Origin of the sequence: Rhodococcus sp. DMU1, assembly GCF_012272955.1 — a bacterium.
In the GTDB taxonomy this organism is placed as follows: domain Bacteria; phylum Actinomycetota; class Actinomycetes; order Mycobacteriales; family Mycobacteriaceae; genus Rhodococcus; species Rhodococcus aetherivorans.
The window spans coordinates 676427-693609 of sequence record NZ_CP050953.1; the positions used below are offsets into that span (position 1 = coordinate 676427).

Annotated in this window: 10 protein-coding genes and 6 pseudogenes; 6 read left to right on the forward strand and 10 right to left on the reverse strand. The window is 67.2% G+C overall.

Going from position 1 to position 17183, the window contains the following annotated elements; translation table 11 throughout:
* Positions 1 to 615 precede the first annotated feature (615 nt).
* The 5 genes and pseudogenes from HFP48_RS31070 to HFP48_RS31090 form a co-directional block, all read right to left on the reverse strand.
* On the reverse strand, positions 616 to 1122 hold the full coding sequence (locus HFP48_RS31070; RefSeq protein ID WP_168581103.1) for a hypothetical protein: 507 nt from the start codon (positions 1120 to 1122) through the stop codon (positions 616 to 618).
* 768 nt (positions 1123 to 1890) lie between these two features.
* Positions 1891 to 2166: a GlsB/YeaQ/YmgE family stress response membrane protein gene (locus HFP48_RS31075; protein WP_168581185.1), complete on the reverse strand. Its 276-nt coding sequence runs from the start codon at positions 2164 to 2166 to the stop codon at positions 1891 to 1893.
* Between the two features lie 793 nt (positions 2167 to 2959).
* A complete protein-coding gene (locus tag HFP48_RS31080; RefSeq protein WP_168581104.1) occupies positions 2960 to 3589 on the reverse strand; it encodes a sigma-70 family RNA polymerase sigma factor in 630 nt (209 codons plus the stop codon).
* A gap of 509 nt (positions 3590 to 4098) precedes the next feature.
* Positions 4099 to 4898, reverse strand: a pseudogene (locus tag HFP48_RS32245) (ABC transporter permease); the annotation flags it as partial.
* A gap of 15 nt (positions 4899 to 4913) precedes the next feature.
* Positions 4914 to 5813, reverse strand: a pseudogene (locus HFP48_RS31090) (ATP-binding cassette domain-containing protein); the annotation flags it as partial.
* Positions 5814 to 6331: 518 nt separating this feature from the next.
* On the opposite strand from HFP48_RS31090, the gene HFP48_RS31095 reads away from it, so the two are divergent.
* Together HFP48_RS31095 and HFP48_RS31100 are read left to right on the forward strand one after the other, a co-directional pair.
* Positions 6332 to 8308, forward strand: a complete 1977-nt coding sequence (locus HFP48_RS31095; protein ID WP_168581105.1) for a cutinase family protein — start codon at positions 6332 to 6334, stop codon at positions 8306 to 8308.
* 166 nt (positions 8309 to 8474) lie between these two features.
* On the forward strand, positions 8475 to 9041 hold the full coding sequence (locus tag HFP48_RS31100) for an N-formylglutamate amidohydrolase (protein ID WP_246872692.1): 567 nt from the start codon (positions 8475 to 8477) through the stop codon (positions 9039 to 9041).
* Here the strand turns inward: HFP48_RS31100 and HFP48_RS31105 are convergent.
* The 4 genes and pseudogenes from HFP48_RS31105 to HFP48_RS31115 form a co-directional block, all read right to left on the reverse strand.
* A pseudogene (locus HFP48_RS31105) lies at positions 9038 to 9289 on the reverse strand (transposase); the annotation flags it as partial. The gene HFP48_RS31100 and the pseudogene HFP48_RS31105 overlap by 4 nt on opposite strands.
* A 93-nt stretch (positions 9290 to 9382) precedes the next feature.
* Entirely contained in the window at positions 9383 to 10582 is a 1200-nt protein-coding gene (locus tag HFP48_RS31110) for a transposase (protein WP_246872731.1), read from the reverse strand.
* 63 nt (positions 10583 to 10645) lie between these two features.
* Positions 10646 to 10957: pseudogene (locus HFP48_RS32250) on the reverse strand (transposase); the annotation flags it as partial.
* Between the two features lie 67 nt (positions 10958 to 11024).
* Positions 11025 to 12018, reverse strand: a pseudogene (locus HFP48_RS31115) (IS256 family transposase); the annotation flags it as partial.
* Between the two features lie 257 nt (positions 12019 to 12275).
* On the opposite strand from HFP48_RS31115, the gene HFP48_RS31120 reads away from it, so the two are divergent.
* The 3 genes from HFP48_RS31120 to HFP48_RS31130 all read left to right on the forward strand — a co-directional run bounded on the left by HFP48_RS31120 (position 12276) and on the right by HFP48_RS31130 (position 14059).
* Positions 12276 to 13052 carry a VOC family protein gene (locus HFP48_RS31120; protein ID WP_168581106.1) on the forward strand — a complete coding sequence of 259 codons (777 nt, stop codon included), beginning with the start codon at positions 12276 to 12278 and terminating at the stop codon, positions 13050 to 13052.
* Between the two features lie 441 nt (positions 13053 to 13493).
* Complete coding sequence (locus tag HFP48_RS31125) at positions 13494 to 13706, forward strand: ribbon-helix-helix domain-containing protein (RefSeq protein ID WP_044476021.1); 213 nt, start codon at positions 13494 to 13496, stop codon at positions 13704 to 13706.
* The gene (locus tag HFP48_RS31130) at positions 13703 to 14059 is read left to right on the forward strand and encodes a type II toxin-antitoxin system PemK/MazF family toxin (protein WP_168581107.1); all 357 of its coding nucleotides are present in this window, start codon (positions 13703 to 13705) and stop codon (positions 14057 to 14059) included. The genes HFP48_RS31125 and HFP48_RS31130 overlap by 4 nt, the downstream gene beginning before the upstream one ends.
* Positions 14060 to 14529: 470 nt before the next feature.
* On the opposite strand, the pseudogene HFP48_RS32010 reads toward HFP48_RS31130, so the two are convergent.
* Positions 14530 to 14706 (reverse strand): annotated as a pseudogene (locus tag HFP48_RS32010) (IS1380 family transposase); the annotation flags it as partial.
* A gap of 178 nt (positions 14707 to 14884) precedes the next feature.
* Here HFP48_RS32010 and HFP48_RS31135 point away from each other — a divergent pair.
* A complete protein-coding gene (locus HFP48_RS31135) occupies positions 14885 to 17143 on the forward strand; it encodes an NADP-dependent isocitrate dehydrogenase (RefSeq protein WP_168581108.1) in 2259 nt (752 codons plus the stop codon).
* The last annotated feature ends 40 nt before the right edge of the window (positions 17144 to 17183 follow it).

Sequence of the window (17183 nt, forward strand, 5' to 3'; positions counted from 1 at the left end):
CCGAGTCGGAGGAGGATCCGCGCGCCGCGCACAGCAACGGTCAGGCTGCAGTGGGACGCCACCTCGCCCTCGCCCTCGACGACGAACACGTCCGCGGAGACCGGGCTCGTGCCGCCGACTCCGAGCCACCGGCAGCGCACCGCTCGTATGCCGAGCCGGATACGGGACCGCCCTCGCCTCGGCCCAGCACCGGTTACCCACAATTATCTGCCCCGCACGCCCACGTCCTCACGCCTCCGAAAGGAGAGCGGCGTCGGTGACGTGCCCGGGGTCGCAGACCGCCGCCGTGCCGACCGCGAGGGAGAACCGGAGGCGCGACGGTACGACGGGGAAAGAGTGCTGCAGCGGGTTCTGTTGTCCGGGCCTGGGGCGGCGACGTGAGGTGTTCACCGGGACAACTGCGACAGTTCCCGATCCTCGTGCGCGCGGAAGGTGAGCCGGCCAAGCACGGAGACGAACAGCGCCGGCGTCGGCTCACCGACGACGGCACCGGCCCCCGCTTCGCACTGCCGCCGGCACCCCCGGGTAGCGGTACGGGAGGTGTCGGCGGCTCCAGACCGACCCTGCTCGGCCACCCCTCGGTGGCCGGGCGGGGTCCAGAGGCAGGCCAGGAGGTCATCGCAGGGCGTGGCGGGCAGCGGCGAACACCGGACTGCTCACCGAGGTGACGAGCGCGACGTGCGCCCGGGTCAACTCGCCGATCCAGCCGGGTCCGCTGAGGGTGCCGACCCGCTCCTCCAACGCAAGGAGGGTGTGCAGGGTGTTTTCGTAGGTGTCGAGCGTGAGAGTGCCGGTCAGCTTCGCGGTCGCGAGGAGATTGGCGTTGACGGCGCGGAACTGCCCGGCGGAGTCCGCGACGGTCGCAGCGAGACCAGTGCCGGCCTCAGATTCGGGCTCGGGTTCGGGCTCGGTGGCCTCCACCGCGAGAGCGGCGGCGATTTCGGTGGCCTCGCTGGCGGCGTCCGCGGCGATCTCGAGTTCGCTGGCGTCGTCGACGGTGCTCACGGGCCCGCCGACGGAAGGGGAGGTCGCGACCGTCTTCGGTGTCGCAGGGGCATTCTTGGAGGTGGCGGGGGCGGTCTTGGGGTTCTTGGGGTTGTTGGGTGTTGCGGGGGACGTCATAGGTCTCCTCCGGTGGGGGTCGCGTGTGGTCACGGACACCTCGACGGTAGTCGAGATCCCTGCCAGCGCAAGGGGTTACCTTAGGGCACAGGTAACAGCGCGGGTGCGGGCGACGCGGTGGTACCCGATCGGCGGGTGGGCGGAGGCCTGCGCGGAGGTGGCCCGGTGCGGCCGGTTCTGTGCTGCGCAGCGAGAGGACGCCAGTGAGCGCGCTGTTCACCGGGTGCGCGTGTGGATCGTCCGGCCGCGGTGTTCGTTGCGTTCGGCGCCATGGTGCTGCTGGTCACGGCGGTTTCCAGGGCCGGGGCTGCGCCTAGGGGCGTGTGGTCTGCTGACGTGGATCTTTCAAGTAGGACACGGCGCCGGACTCATCGGCGGGGCCCCTTAAATCCTCTCGGCGGACATTGCTCATGGTCGTCGTGTTCGCCTGTCCACCGAGGACGAGTTCTTTACGGTTCCGCGGGCCGGCCGGGCGCCGCGAGGAGCAACGGGACCACGTGCTGCCGCGGACAGACCCCTGAGCGTCGGGCAGCTCTGCGCTGGGCCAGTTCGTGGGTACCAGGATCGACGGGGGAGGGACGGGGTTTGCTCGGTGCTCGAGACGGCAGGACAGCAGCCCACATGAGGCGGGGCATTGTGCGGCGCCGGACGCGACGCGCACAGGTCGCGAGCTCAGCCGGCGCCCGGGAAGTACCGGGCTGACCAGTACCGTGGTGCGCCGGTTCGCGCGCACCACGGCGAATGACCATAACGGGGTGGTGCCGGCTCTCAGTGGTGGGCGTGGCGGCGTCCGGTGACGGCCTTGAGCACGAACAGCAGGATCAGTGCTCCGAGCAGGTACGTCAGGAAGCTGAAGATCAACCCTCCGCCTTTGACATCGACACCCAACAGGCTCAGCAGGAAGCCGCCGATGAGTCCGCCGACGACGCCGCCGACGATGTTGAGCAGGATCCCTTGTTGGTCGTCGGTGTGCATGATCTTGCTGCCTATCCAGCCGGCCAGTCCGCCGATGATGATCCAGCCGATGATTCCCAGTCCGAGCATCACGGCTGTCCTTTCTGACACACCGTCGAGATCCTCGGCCGGTGCTGGTGGCCCGTCGAACTCCATGCCGACGACCCTGTGTTGCGACGGGTACCCCGACGACGGCCACCCACACCTGCACCCAGATCCCGAACAGCACATTCGTCCTGTCCCCAGGTTCTGGTCCTCGAACATCCGGCCGCCGCGGGCGGGGACCGCATCCTGGGCGCCGTGGTCGGACACGAGAAGGTCGCGGCCGTGCACCTGTCCCGCGAACAGCCCTACCGTCTGGTCATCCGCCCCCGCCACGGCCGAGCCTGGCCACTCTCGCTGCGCTGCGCTGCGCGACAGCGTCGACGTCGGAGTCGACAGCCTCCTCGAGGTTGCTGGTATCGACGAACCGGTCCGCCAGAAAGCGCCACCCACCCCACCTCCCCTGCGAGGGTTCTGCCCGCTGCGTCCTTGCGCAATTCCGCCCGTCTGATCTGGTACCCATCCCCCGGATCCAGGAGTCACCATGACCAACCCCAACGAGTTCGAAAACCCGGTAACGGATCGGACGGACGCAGCAGCGCACGCTGCGGCGCCTACGTGTTGCAGCACCGAACGACAAACCACCTGCTGCGATCACAGCGAGAAGTCGACGTGCTGCGGTCCGGCGGCCATGGCGAGCGGCGGGTGCGGCTGCGGGTAATCTTCATCGTCGGGCAACACGGCGGTGCGGTGCGAGCGATAGGGGCTCGCACCGCACCGCTGTCCGTGCGTGGGGGGCGTGCAGACGACCGGACGCTGACATCGGAGCCGGTGTGCCGGTCTACTGGTCCGCCGGTGGGGTGGCTCCGCAGTCGCAGGATCCGCCGCGGGGCTGGTAGTCGTGCACGTGGCCGGTGCGGTCCTGGCTGATCCGACAGCACGCGTGCAATTGGGTTTGGAGAGCGGCACGGCCGCGCTGGACGCGGGATTTCATCCCGGATACCGAAATTCCTGCTTCGCCGGCGGCCGCGGCGTGGGTGCGGGCGTCGAGGTCGACCATCTTCACCGCCGCGGCCTGCTCGGCGGGTAGCCGGGAGAGCATCGGCACCAGGCAGGAGGCGAGTTCCTTCTCCGCCGCCTCGTCGGCCTCGATTTCGCCGTCGGGAGAATGGTCGGGGACGGTGTCGACGGCCAGTTCACGCCGATGCGCCGCCGACCTGTAGTAGTCGGTGATCGCGTTGCGCGTGATGGCATACATCCACCCCAGGAGCCGGTCCTGCTCCCGCAGATCGTCCAAGCTCTTGGCCATCCGCAGAAACACGATCGACAAGATGTCATCGGCGTCCTCCGGGCGTGAGACCCGGCGGGCGATGAACGCCCGTAGATCGGCGGAGAAGCGGCGCCAGAGCTGATCGAGATCGGCTGGTGCCGACTGGGATGTCGTCGCGGTGGTGGCCGTGTCCTCGCTCATGCTCTGTGGTTCCTCTCCCTCTCCAGCATCCCTGTCCGGCGGCGCGGTGGCGACCCCCCTCGGGGAGTCATCGCTTACAGGTACCGACGGCGGTCACCACGAAGGGACGCACCGTGCGTCCGACTCCGGGGTGCCTCGTCGGTAGGGGTGACGACGTCGATTTCCGGTGTTCCGGTTCGACGCACCGGTAAAAGCGCGGTGAGGAGGTGAGAGCAATGCTGACCACACACCTGTTGTCGGGTCTGACCGACGAAGAGATCGATCTGATCCTGGCGGACGAGCTGCAGCTGCTCGACGCCACCGCATGAGCGCAATCGACGCCCGCACCGGGCGCGCCCGCTGACCGCAGCGCTCTTCTGGCCCCGGCCCCTTCTCCACCGGGTAGGGGCCGGGGGAGTGCCCGGCGCCGGGCGAGCAGGCGCACACAAGAAAACTCGCCTCGTCCTTTCCCTGTGGAGAGGAAGGAGAAGGCGGGTGTGTCTCGCGTTCCGCAGGGTGTCTTGCGTTCGGCGAGCGCGTGCCGACCGAACCAGGGTGGGGGAGGGCCGGGACGGCGGTCACCAGCGCCCACAACCCGATCGCTGCGGCCAGCGCGGTGACGGTGTCGGCGGCGGTGCCGAGCACATGTCCACGTAGGGCGTCGGTGGCGTGCGCGACCGGATTCGCCGTCGCCAAGGCCTGCATCCAGCCGGGCATGGTCTCGATCGACGCGAACGCACTCGAGACGAACATCCGCGGCATCATCACCATCATCCCGGCGAACTCGACCACGTCCGGACGGCGCAGCCGGTCCCCGATCAGCCCGAACAACGCACTCATCGCCCCGGCCAGCACCACCAGCACGACGACCGCGGCGACCGCATCGACGGCCGTGCCGTGGAAGTCGAAACCCAACGCGACGGCGGTGATTCCGAGCAGCGCGGCCCGGGCGAGGGTGAACACGGCCTCGTTGAGCGTGCGGGCCACCCCGGCAACGCCGTCCGCATCGGCAGGGCCGCGAAGCGGTCGTGCAGGCCGTTGGTGTGATCGATCGCGGCCGAGACGCCGGCGTTGGTGCCGGCCATCACAGGGGAGACGGCGAGCATGGCCGGGGTGAAGAAGTCGATGTAGCTGACCCGACCGGGAAACCGGGTCCGGCGGCCACGCTGCGGAAGACCTGGCTGAACAGCACCAGCATCGCCATCGGCATGGTCAGCGAGAACATCAGCAGCTGCGGGACGCGGGTGCTGGTGCGCAGGCTCCGGACGGTCAGGGCGGCGAGCTGGTTCCCGATCGGGGACCGCCCGATCGAGGGCGTGGTGGTGGTCATCGGTGGGCTCCGGGGGTGGGCGAGATGAGTGAAGACGTCGTCGAGGCTCGGGGAGGTCACGTCCAGGTCCGGTGACCTCGATGCCGCCGCGGTGCAGGTCGGCGACCAGCGTGGTCGCGGTGGGGGCGTCGTCGACGGTGACCGACACCCGCACCCGGTCGCCGTCGACCCGCTCGGTGTCCGGGATGAACGGCAGGACGGCGAGCTGACCGGTGGGGATGGTCGCGGTGAGGACCTTGCCGCCGACGATGCGTTTGAGTTCGGCAGGGGTGCGGCGGGCGGCGACCCGGCCGCGGCGCAGGACCACGATATGGTCGGCGAGCCGGTCGGCTTCCGCGAGGTACTGGGTAGTGAGCACGACCGTGGTGCCCGCGTCGGTGAGCTCGTCGACGACATCCCACAGGCTGGCGCGGACGAGGGGGTCCAGGCCGGTGGTCGGCTCGTCCAGGAAGAGCACCGACGGGGACCCGACGAGGCTGGCGGCCAGATCGATCCGGCGGCGCGAGCCCCCGGACAGCTCCCCGACCCGGCGGGTCGCGTACTCGTGCAGCCCGAGCCGGTCGATCAGCGCGTCGGCCCGGGGGCGGGCGGTGCGGCGCAGCCCGGTCAGGCGGCCGATCAGCTCCAGGTTCTCGCGGGCGGTGAGGAAGTCGTCGAGTCCGGCGTATTGGCCGGTCATCCCGATCCGGCGGCGGACGTCGGTGGCGTCGGCGATCACGCCGAGGCCCTGGATCTGCACGCGGCCGGTAGTGGGGCGCACCAGGGTGGTGAGGGTGCGGATCAGGGTGATCTTGCGGCACCGTTGTGGCGGAGCACCCCGAGCGTGGTTCCGGCGGCGGCTTCCAGGTCGACACCGTCGAGGGCCCAGGTTCTGCCGACGTGCAGGTCCTCGACCACGACGGCCGGGGCGCTCATCGCCCACCCCAGCCAGGTCAGCGGCAAATCGGGTGAAGGGGTGGGTGGTCATCGCCGGGTCCTCTCGAAGAACGGTGCGCCCCATCCCGTTGTGGATGGGGGTCCGCTTCCTCAGATCAACCAGCCGCGAAGTGGACACACCGGCCGCCGACCCAAATCGGTCGAAGCCCGGCCCCGCTAGGCGGCTCGGGCCGAGGATGCGGTGACGGTAGTCCCACCCGGCACACCGGATCATCGAATCGTTCAACCTGGGGATGGTCGGCAGCGCGCGGAGGAGTCGGCCCGTGCGGCGAGCGCGACGATCACACCAAACGCAGTGATTTGAAGGGAATTTCGCGAATCCGGTAGGGAGGAGCACATCCGCCGACCGGACTATCCACAGCTGGGTTTGAGTCCGACGGCCGTGGACGGTCACGGTGGGGCGTGCACCCGTGGGTGTGCCGACTCGCGCTCGAGTCACGAGAGAGCAGGCGCACGATCGGGTGCTTGCCGTCCCCTACGGGTAGATCGAGGTGCACATGCCAGTCCCACGTTCCCGGCGCCGCCGCGTGGTGGCTCTGGTCGCCAGCGCCACCGTGGCCGGCGGCTGCATCGCGGTCAGCACCCCGGCACTCGCGCACGCCGCCCCCGCCGAGTGTGCTGCCACGTTCAATCTGTTCATCCCCGGCACGTGGGAAACCGACGAACATGCCGACCCCGGTCGGCCGGTCGGGATGCTCGCCCCCGTCACCGAGGCACTCGAGCGCGCCCATGGCAGCGCCGCCGAGGTCTACACCCTGCCGTACATGGCGCGCGCCTTCGACAACGGCCACACCTACGCCGACAGCAAAGCCGACGCACTGCGCCGCGCCGAGCATGTTCTCTCCACCACCGCTCAGCGGTGCCCCAACACCAAATTCACGATCACCGGCTACTCCCAGGGCGCCGATGCCGCCGGAGATCTGGCCGCGGCGATCGGCCACCACCGAGGCTCGATCCCCGCAGAGCGGGTGCTGGCCGTCGGACTGCTCGCCGACCCGCGTGCCGGCACCGACGGCGCCGCCGTCGTCGGCCCACCCAGCTCCGGAAACGGCATCGCCGACCCCCGCCCGCAGGGCATGGGCACGCTCGCCGGCCGGGTCGCATCGATCTGCGACCCGGGCGATCTGTACTGCTCGATCAATAAAGGCTCGAACCCCCTGCTCGGCTCGCTCGGTTCGATCCTGAGCACCACCCCCGGCGCCACCAGCACCGACGGTCCCGCGGCGGTGGCTACCGCTCTCACCTCCGATTTTTCGAAGGCGGATCTACCTGACCTCGGTGCGGACGTCGGCGCCCTCGGTCAGCAACTGACGTCTCCGACGGTCGATCTGCAGCAGGTGGCGCGCCTCGCCGCGACGATCCGGGACACCCTCACCCCGCTGGCCGAGCTGCTCGACTCCGGCGCCGCCAACCCCGCCGCCACCGGCCGCCTCACCGCCGCCGCGCCCGACTCGGCCGAGCACAGTGCCGCCCAGGTCCTCGACCGCGCTCACCGGGCGGATGTGACCGGTGCCCTGGCCGCCGTCACCACGATCGTGGACACCGCCACCACACTCCTCGGCAGCGGGGCGCCGACCGTGCCGGCGAATTCACCGCAGATCCAGACCCTGGCGTCGATCGCCGGTCCCCTCGACGGGCAGCTCGCACCCCTCGCGTCCACCCCAACCGAGACGCTGTCCGCGGCCCCGCGCGTGCTGTCGGTACTCAAACCCACCGTCGTGCTCGATCAGGTCCTCACCGTCGCCACCGGCCTCACCTCACTCGATGTGCCCGCCATCCTGCACAACCTCACCGTGCTGCCGCAGAAGGTGGCCGCGCTCGATGCACGCGGCGCCCACCAGATAGCGGGGGAGCTCAACAACCAGTTCTCCCCCCTGGTGAAAATGGCCGCCGGCGTCGACCTGGCCTGGATCTCCCAGGTGCTCGCGGTCATCCCGGACCCGTCCGGGGTCACCCAGGTCGCCGCGCTGGCCGCCTCGATCCTGGCGAACGTCGACATCATCCGGCTCGCCACCCTGATCGGACAGATCCAAGAGATCGCCTGGACCGCTATCGAGAAGCTGCTGCCGCCACCGGGGCAGGCGCCGGATCCGGTCGGTGCCGGTGCCGTGATGACCGGCCTCGTCCCCGTCGGCCTGGACCTGGCGTCGGTGGCGGTGAACATGCTCTCCGGCAAAGCCACCAAGACCCCACCCGCCCTCCTGGGAAAACAGCACCCCATCGGCGGCACCACCACGACGCCTCCGACGCAGAACCCCGACCTGCCGGCACTGACCGGATCACTGACCACCATCGCCGAATCCCACAGCGCCGAAGACCTTCTCACCCTCGTCGGTGACGGACTCGAGGCCGCGAGCTTCTTCACCTCCGGCGCCCACACCAACTACAAGTCCCTCGTCGTCGACAACGCCGGCCGCACCGCCCTCACCTGGCTGACCGACTGGCTCAACCTCCAGATCAGACGCGCCGCATGACCCGGCGCCTGCGAGACCACACCTCCACTCGCGGCAGTGGCGCGATTCCCGCCACCGCCCCGATGACTGCTGCCACCGCGATCCGAACGCCGCTCGCACACGCCACCACGGCGACCTCCGACTACACCGTCCCACCGACCATCGCATTCACCAGTAAGGCCTGCGTATGAACAATTTCTCGATCCTGCCCGGTCACCCGTCGTCACCGGTGATCCTCCACGTCCCTCATGCCTCCCGCGCCATCCCATCGGCGATCCGTGCATCGTTGCTCCTCGACGACGCTGCCCTGGGCGCCGAGCTCGACGAGGCCACCGACACCGGCACCGACCTCATCGCCGCCCTCGGCGCCGACCATGCCCACATGCGGCCCTGGATCGTGTGCAATGCCTACTCCCGGCTGGTCGTCGATCCCGAACGGTTCCCCGACGACTCCGAACCCGCCGCCGCATACGGCCGCGGCGCCGTCTACACCCGCACCTGCACCGGCACACTCCTGCGTCAGGAACCCCTGACCAACGCCGACCCTCTGCTCGACACGTACTTCCGGCCCTACGCCACCGCCGTCTCCGAACTCGTCACCGGCCGCATCGCAGCCTGGGGACGTGCGGTGATCATCGGCGTGCACTCCTACCCGCCGCGTCCCTCCGGATTCGAAGACCCCACCCTGGCCCGACCGGTCGTGCGCGGGGTCTGTCAGGAATTCGGTGGATCTGACTCTGACGCATGGGATTAGTCGCGACTCGGGGTGATACGTCCTTCGAAGGTAATGGCGAAGGCGTTCAAGGCTCCTTTCCACCGTGTGGTCCATCGTGCGCGCCCCTTGCCCGTCGGGTCCAGAGCCCGGGTGGCCAGATACAGGCACTTGAGCGCGGCCTGCTCGTTGGGGAAATGCCCACGGGCCCGGATCGCCCGCCGATACCGGGCGTTGAGCGACTCGATCGCGTTCGTCGAACAGATCACCCGGCGGATCTCGGCGTCGTAGAGGCTGTCGCAGAATCAAACGGCGGAGCGGTCGCAGCGAATCTTTCCGTTGGTGCGTTCTTCGGGAAGATCGGCGCCGGCCGCCCCTGCGCGCTATCGAATCGTAGCCCGGTGGATCTTCATCAGGTTGAACGCGCTGGCCGCCAGGTTGAGTTCACTGTGGGCGCTGCGTAATCCACGACAGGAGAACCGGTCGAGGATCTTCTTCAGGTTGCCGATGCCGGGTTCGACGGTCGCTGCTCGGCGTTTGTAGAGTTGGGATCCTTCCGGCGTGCGTAGTCGGTGAGACATCGCCTGTCTCGGGCTCGCTCCATCCGGAGGTGGCCCTGTCACGGGCTGTTCCATCACCGATTTCGCGTGGTCGCGTGTCTTGTTCAGGGCGATCAATCGTTCCGGTCCGGGCGCAGCAAGATTGCTGTCGCTGCAGTATCCGGCATCGGCGAGGACGACACCGATGAGGTGGTCCGTGCTCCCGCTTTCGGTGTGCAGCATCGCGGCAGCTCGTTGACATGCATCCATCATCGGTACGAGCGATGCAATGTCGTTGGGACTCTGCCCGATCTGCACGGCGGCGATGATCTGATCACTGGTGACTGCGAGTTGCGCGTTGTAGCCCTGGAGGAATCCCCGCCTGGTGGGCATCAACCGTGACTGCGGATCGGTCGTGTTGGCGACCGTCTTGGGCAACGACTGTGTGTCGGGATTCGTGCTCGCTTGTGCGGCTGCCCGGGCGGCTTCGACCGCCCGTCGCGTGCGGATGATTCGTGAGTGCTGCTCGAGCGGAACCGGTGGGGCGCCCATCGGTTTCTTTCCTGCAGCGATGGTCGCAGCCCGCCGAGCGAGTTTCGCCTGGTGAGTGGCAATCTCGCGCGCCAGATGAGCCTCGGCTTCCGCCAGACGATGAGGACCGTTCGGGATCCGGCCGATCACCGACTCACCGGCTCGGATTCTGTCGAGGCGCTCCCGCGCCGCGGTCGAGCGCTCTTCCTCGTCCTGACGTTGCCGTGTGAGCTGTTGCGCTACTTCATCGGCAGCTTCCCGGATTCGCCGTGCCCTGTCGGTCCTGTCGCCCCAGCCGGAAGGAACCCGATCACCGCTGTGCTCGATGTCCTGCCCGGCGAGGAGGGCATCCTCCGCGGCATCGGTCCGGTCGGCTTCTGCCACCATGCGCGCCACCTGCTCGGTCAACCACTGATGACCACGATTGGCGTCGATCGACGCGTTCGCAGCGATCTTGGTGCCGTCGATCGCGACGGTTCCGAACTTGGCCAGGCCGGCGCGACCGGCGACCATCAAGACCTGGGTGAACAGGTCGCTGAATGCGTGCTGGCATTCGGCACGGAACCGCGCGACGGTGCAATGATCGGGGGCGTCCTGGGCACACAGAATCCGGAATGCAACGTCGGTCGAACACAGGCGTTCGATCTGCCGTGAGGACCGCACCCCTCGGCAGTACCCGTAGACCAGCAACCCCAGCAGCATCCGCGGGTCGTATCCGGCCGCACCCGCCCCGCCGACCCGCCGACACCGATCGAACGCACTGGTATCGAGCACCTCGATTGTCTCCAACAGGAACCAGACGAGGTGATCCGAAGGAAGCCACTCCCGCATGTCCGGAGGAAGAAGGAACACCTGATCACGCTGCACCGGACGATATCCCTTGGCCATGAACAATTCTCGCAGACAACCGCCATCGACGACTCCGGCGACACGCCTGCATTCTGCAACAGCCTCCGTAGTCGAGGAACGGCACGAATTCCGGCCAGGCGTTCTCCCACAGCCGGACGATCGCCGGGTACTTCGGCCCCCACTTGGTGGAGAACTCGACGAACCGTTCCTTGGCGCGGCCTCCGTCGGGGCCGTGTACACCGGTTTGAGATCCCGGACATCTCGTCCCAATGCTGGCGTGGTGCGAATCGAAAAGTGTTGCGAATCAAATGGATAACACAGGTCTGCACCACTGCCGGTTCCCACACGGTGTTGATTGCCTCCGGCAGACCCTTCAACCCGTCACACACGACGATGCACACATCGGCCACGCCCCGGTTCTTGATCTCGGTCAGCGCCGCCAGCCAGGACTTCGCGCCCTCGCCGCCGTCGCCGGCCCACAAGCCCAAGATGTCGCGTTCGCCGGTGGTGGTGACCCCGACCGCGACGTAGACGGGCCGGTTGGCGACCTGCCCGTCCCGGATCTTGACGTGGATGGCGTCGATGAACAGCACCGGATACACCGGGTCGAGTGGGCGGGCGAACCATTCGGCCATCTCGGCGAGGACCTTGTCGGTGATCTTGCTGATCGTCTCCTTCGACACCGTCGCGCCGTAGACGTCGTCGAAGTGGGCGGCGATCTCGCCGGTGGTCAGGCCCTTCGCCGACAGCGACAGGATGATCTCGTCGACCCCGGTCAGGCGCCGCTGACGTTTCTTGACAATCTGCGGATCGAAGGAGGCATCGGTATCCCGGGGGACCTGGATCTGCACCGGGCCGATCTCGGTCAGGACGGTCTTGCTGCGCCGGCCGTTGCGGGAGTTCCCGCTGTTTCTCCCTTCGAACTGGTGTTTCTCGTAGCCGAGGTGCTCGTCCATTTCCGCTTCGAGCGCGGTTTCGAGCACGGTGGCGGTGAGCTGATTGAGCAGGCCGTTCGGGCCGACCAGTTCGACGCCGTCGGCTTTGGCCTGGGCGAGCAGTTGCTGCGCCAGCTGTTGGGGATCGATCTTCTGTTGACCCATGGGATCGAGTGTTTCGGTCATGATCGTGCCTTCTCGCCAAGCGGACTCGGCGTGTCGGCCAAAGCCAGATCAACCGTTATCCCGACAGTCCCCGTGCGCGCAGTGTGCCATTCAGTGGTGTGCTTGTGGGGAAGTGCGGACCGAACGGGAGGGGCCGTCGGTTCGCGACGCGCGACAGTCAATCGGGTGGCTCTGCCGTCGAATGTCGGTGCCGCGGGCTAGCGTCGAGTGGGTATCGACCAGGCGGAGGAGTAGCGATGAGCGCGGTCACGACGAATCAACCTCTCGGCACCCCCACTTGGATCGACCTGGGCATCCCGGATCTCGACCGGGCGATGGCCTTCTACGGGTCGGTCTTGGGTTGGGAGTTCGACGTCGGTCCCGAGGAGTACGGCAGGTACACGATGTGTCTGCTCGGCGGCAAGATGGTCGCCGCGCTGATGCCGAATCTCGACGAGAGTGCGACCGAGTTCTGGTGGAACGTCTATCTGGCGACCGACGATCTCGATGCCACGGTCGCTCGGTCAGTAGAGGCGGGCGGCACGCTGCTGACGGGGCCGATGGACATCGCCGACCAGGGTCGGATGGCGATGGTGCGGGATCCGTCCGGTGCGCAGTTCGGCCTGTGGCAGGGACGGGCACACGTCGGTTGCGAGCTGGTGAACGAGCCGAACACGTTGTTACGCAACGATTTGGTGACCCCGAATCCCGGTCCGGCGCGGGAGTTCTATGCGGCGGTGTTCGACTTCACCCTGGACGGGAACGACGACCTGCCCGGCGTGGACTTCACGTTTCTGCGCAGACCGGATGGGCACGAGATCGGCGGCATCGTGGGCGATGCGTCCGCGTCGGCGTCCTTTTGGGGCACGCTCTTCCAGGTCGTCGATGCCGACGCGGTCGTCGCCGCGGCTCGGGCCGGTGGGGGTACCGCGGACGATCCGACGGACATGCCGTACGGGCGGACCGCGGAGGTCACCGATCCGTTCGGTGCGAAGTTCACGGTGGGTTCCCCGCTGCCGGGTGTACAGGGATAGACGCTCCTGTCGGGCTACCCGCCGGCAGCTGGTGCGTGCTCGGTGGCGCCGAGGGTGATCGCCACCGCCGGCCGGGGTGCTCGGACGAGGCGGCAGCGCGGCTGCACGACGGCCCGATCAGCTCGGTCGTGCGATGACGCCCAGATCGAGCTGCGCGCGCTGCCCCTGTCGCGACCGACCACTCGCGTCCTGTCGAGGTGGTGACGGTCCCCGAGGAGGGGCCTGCCGGCACGCGTGCGCCAGCGGCAGGTCGGCCCTTGATGAGAAATTCTTGCTCGTGGCGCGTTTGTCCGGGCGTGGATTCGGCGTCGTTACGGTGAGTTTTCGCTGCACGAGGACTGGTTCGCCATCCTCGGAGCATCTGCGCATCGTGGGCCGACTGAGATGCCGGCGGTGGGTTCCCGCTTTTCCTGCTTGTTCATACTGGAGTATGATTACAGTATGACGACGAGGTTCACCATCAGTTTGCCCGACGAGGACGCTCGCGTCCTCGACGAGTATGTTCGCGACCACGGTTTGGGTGGCCGGTCGGCAGGGATTCGCGCCGCGCTTCGGATGCTCGGGGAGGTAGGTCTCGAGCGCGATTATGCGGCGGCTTTCGTCGAGGGTGGTGTCGAGGACGACTGGGACGTCACTTCGGCAGACGGCGAATGATCCGCCGGGGTCATGTGCACTGGGTTGATCTTGATCCGGCGCAGGGAAGTGAAGCGGCCAAGCGTCGACCCGCCGTTGTGGTGAGTAATGATCGCGCCAATGCGACGGCGGAGCGACTCGGTCGGGGGGTGGTCACCGTGGTGCCGTTGACGAGTAACACGGCACATGTGTTCGCGTTTCAGGTTCTCGTCGAACCTGACGAATCGGGTATGCCGCGTGAGTCGAAGGCTCAAGCGGAGCAGGTTCGTTCGGTTTCGGTGCGTCGTCTCGACGGTGACCCGGTCGGGAAGCTCTCGACGAGAACGCTTGCCGCGCTCGATGACGCTCTGCGGCTGCATCTCGATCTGCACTGAGTCGCGTCCCTGCGGTCGGTCCGACGGTTTTATCAGGTGGGGCACCCGTCGCACTTTCGCGGCGGCCGTTCCTATCCTGCCGCGCGGCCCTGCGCACGGTGAACTCGGAGAAGTCCGCGAGAGGCGCAGCGCTCTCAACTCTTTTCTCTTCTCGCTCAGGCCCCGGTCTGAGGGGATCGTGACAACCCGTCAAGGACCGATGTCGGTGACTGCGTTGGCGATGAGCGGCGTGCCCCCGGGTGCAGACCGCCAGTATTGATGCTGTGGTGTGCCCGGGCAGCGTGATTGCAGTTGCGGTTCTCCTAGCGCACGATGAGTGTCGCAGCGCTTCGCCGTACGCCTGCTTCGCGGCGCGCACCGAGTTCCGGCCGGGAGCGATGTGCTTCGGATCCGCTGTGAGCCAGGATGTTCCGTCCCCGTCCCCGTCCCTGTCCCCGTTCGCCAGGGGCAGTTGAGCATCCCGTCGTCCCAGTGACCGGAGCATTGGCGGAAGTAAAGGCGGTGTAGGTGGTTTCGGCGACCCCGGCATCGGAGATCCACGCTCCGGTGTCCGGGTCGCGGCCCGCTCCCGGATGTTTCGCCGGGGCCCACGCATCGTCGGCAATCGAGTCGGTGGCGCGCTGGACTGCGGCGTTCTTGGTCGCGAGCGGCTATGACGTTCACGGTAGAGCGTCCAGCAGGCCGTCGGAGCCTGTTAGCGGAGTTCGCGCTACCGGCGGGTAAATTTGGTTCTTGTGTTCTCGCACGTAGCCTGATAGTCGATGCGATACCGCACGCGGAGCACTTCGTAAAGCGGACCGAACTGACGTGGGAGACGAGACAAGAATGAGCGCCGATAAGCAGTCGACCATCATCTACACGTTGACCGACGAGGCACCGTTGCTCGCGACCTACGCCTTCCTGCCGATCGTGCGTACCTTCGCTGGTGCCGCCGGCATCGAGATCGAGTCCAGCGACATCTCGGTGCCGGCGCGGATCCTGGCCGAGTTCCCCGACCGCCTTACGGAAGAGCAGCGCGTCCCGGACAACCTTGCCGAGCTGGGTCGTCTGACGCAACTGGCCGAGACCAACATCATCAAACTGCCCAACATCAGCGCGTCTGTGCCGCAGCTCCTGGCCGCCATCAAGGAACTGCAGGGCAAGGGCTACCAGGTCCCGGATTTCCCGGACACCCCGAAGACGGAAGAGGAGCGTGCCATCCGGGAGCGCTACGGCACGATTCTCGGCAGTGCGGTCAACCCGGTCCTGCGTGAGGGCAACTCCGATCGGCGCGCACCCCGGGCGGTGAAGGAGTACGCCCGTAAGCACCCGCACAGCATGGGCGAGTGGTCGATGGCCTCACGCAGCCACGTCGCACACATGCGGCACGGCGACTTCTACCACGGCGAGAAGTCGATGACGCTGGACCGGCCGCGCAAGGTCCGGATGGAGCTGGTGACCGAGGGCGGCGAGACGATCGTCCTCAAGCCCGAGGTGGACCTGGGTGAGGGCGACATCATGGACAGCATGTTCATGAGCAAGACGGCGTTGCTCGACTTCTACGAGGAGCAGATGGAGGATGCGCGCAAGACGGGCGTGATGTTCTCCCTCCACGTCAAGGCGACGATGATGAAGGTCTCGCACCCCATCGTCTTCGGCCACGCGGTGAAGACCTTTTACAAGGATGCCTTCGCCAAGCATCAGAAGCTGTTCGACGAACTGGGCGTCAACGTCAACAATGGTCTCGGCGACCTGTACGACAAGATCGAGACGCTGCCCAGCACGCAGCGCGACGAAATCAATCAGGACCTGCACAACTGCCATGAGCACCGTCCCGAGTTGGCCATGGTCGATTCCGCCCGCGGCATCTCGAACTTCCATTCACCCAGCGACGTCATCGTGGATGCCTCGATGCCGGCGATGATCCGCTCAGGCGGCAAGATGTACGGCGCCGACGGAAGACCCAAGGACGTGAAAGCGGTCATGCCGGAGTCTACTTTCGCGCGCATCTACCAGGAGATCATCAACTTCTGTAAGACCAACGGCGCGTTCGACCCGACGACCATGGGTACCGTCCCCAACGTCGGGCTTATGGCGCAGAAGGCCGAGGAGTACGGCTCGCATGACAAGACTTTCGAGATTCCAGAGGGGGGCGAGGCCAACTTCGTCGATGTCGCCACCGGTGAGGTGCTGCTCACCCAGCACGTCGAGGCGGGTGACATCTGGCGCATGTGCACTGTCAAGGACGCGCCGGTCCGCGACTGGGTCAAGCTCGCGGTCACCCGGGCACGCAACTCCGGTATGCCGGTCCTGTTCTGGCTCGACCCGTACCGCCCTCACGAGAACGAGTTGATCAAGAAGGTCGAGCTGTACCTGCAGGATCATGACACCGAGGGCCTCGACATCCAGATCATGTCGCAGGTGCGCTCGATGCGGTACACGCTGGAGCGGCTGATCCGCGGGATGGACACTATCGCCGCGACCGGCAACATACTGCGTGACTACCTCACCGACCTGTTCCCGATCCTCGAACTCGGTACGAGCGCCAAGATGCTGTCGATTGTGCCGCTGATGGCGGGCGGCGGCCTTTACGAGACGGGCGCCGGCGGGTCGGCGCCCAAGCACGTCAAGCAGTTGGTGGAGGAGAACCACCTGCGCTGGGATTCGCTCGGTGAGTTCCTGGCGTTGGCCGTAAGCCTGGAGGACCTCGGCATCAAGACTGGCAACGAGCGCGCCAAGATCCTGGCAACAACGCTCGATGCAGCGACTGGCAAGCTGCTGGAAACGAACAAGAGCCCGTCGCGCAAGACCGGCGAGCTCGACAACCGGGGCAGCCAGTTCTACCTCGCGATGTACTGGGCGCAGGAACTTGCCGCGCAGACCGAGGACCCGGAACTCGCAGAACAGTTCGCCCCGCTGGCCGAGACGCTGGCCAGGGACGAGGACACGATCGTGCGGGAGCTGATCGAGCTGCAGGGCGCGCCGGTTGACATCGGCGGCTACTACAAGCCGGACAGGGATAAGACCGTGGCCGTGATGCGGCCGAGTCAGACCTTGAACACCGCGCTGGCGGCCGTCAACCCTGAATCCGGAACTGCACCGTGACAGGTAGACCTGCATCCTTGTGAGTAGGGTCCGCAACTCC

Bases quoted from the DNA above. Each gene is read 5' to 3' on its own strand.
- HFP48_RS31070 (WP_168581103.1), bottom strand. From the start codon at position 1,122: ATGACGTCCCCCGCAACACCCAACAACCCCAAGAACCCCAAGACCGCC.
- HFP48_RS31075 (WP_168581185.1), bottom strand. From the start codon at position 2,166: ATGCTCGGACTGGGAATCATCGGCTGGATCATCATCGGCGGACTGGCC.
- HFP48_RS31080 (WP_168581104.1), bottom strand. From the start codon at position 3,589: ATGAGCGAGGACACGGCCACCACCGCGACGACATCCCAGTCGGCACCA.
- HFP48_RS31095 (WP_168581105.1), top strand. From the start codon at position 6,332: ATGCCAGTCCCACGTTCCCGGCGCCGCCGCGTGGTGGCTCTGGTCGCC.
- HFP48_RS31100 (WP_246872692.1), top strand. From the start codon at position 8,475: ATGAACAATTTCTCGATCCTGCCCGGTCACCCGTCGTCACCGGTGATC.
- HFP48_RS31110 (WP_246872731.1), bottom strand. From the start codon at position 10,582: ATGGTCGCCGGTCGCGCCGGCCTGGCCAAGTTCGGAACCGTCGCGATC.
- HFP48_RS31120 (WP_168581106.1), top strand. From the start codon at position 12,276: ATGAGCGCGGTCACGACGAATCAACCTCTCGGCACCCCCACTTGGATC.
- HFP48_RS31125 (WP_044476021.1), top strand. From the start codon at position 13,494: ATGACGACGAGGTTCACCATCAGTTTGCCCGACGAGGACGCTCGCGTC.
- HFP48_RS31130 (WP_168581107.1), top strand. From the start codon at position 13,703: ATGATCCGCCGGGGTCATGTGCACTGGGTTGATCTTGATCCGGCGCAG.
- HFP48_RS31135 (WP_168581108.1), top strand. From the start codon at position 14,885: ATGAGCGCCGATAAGCAGTCGACCATCATCTACACGTTGACCGACGAG.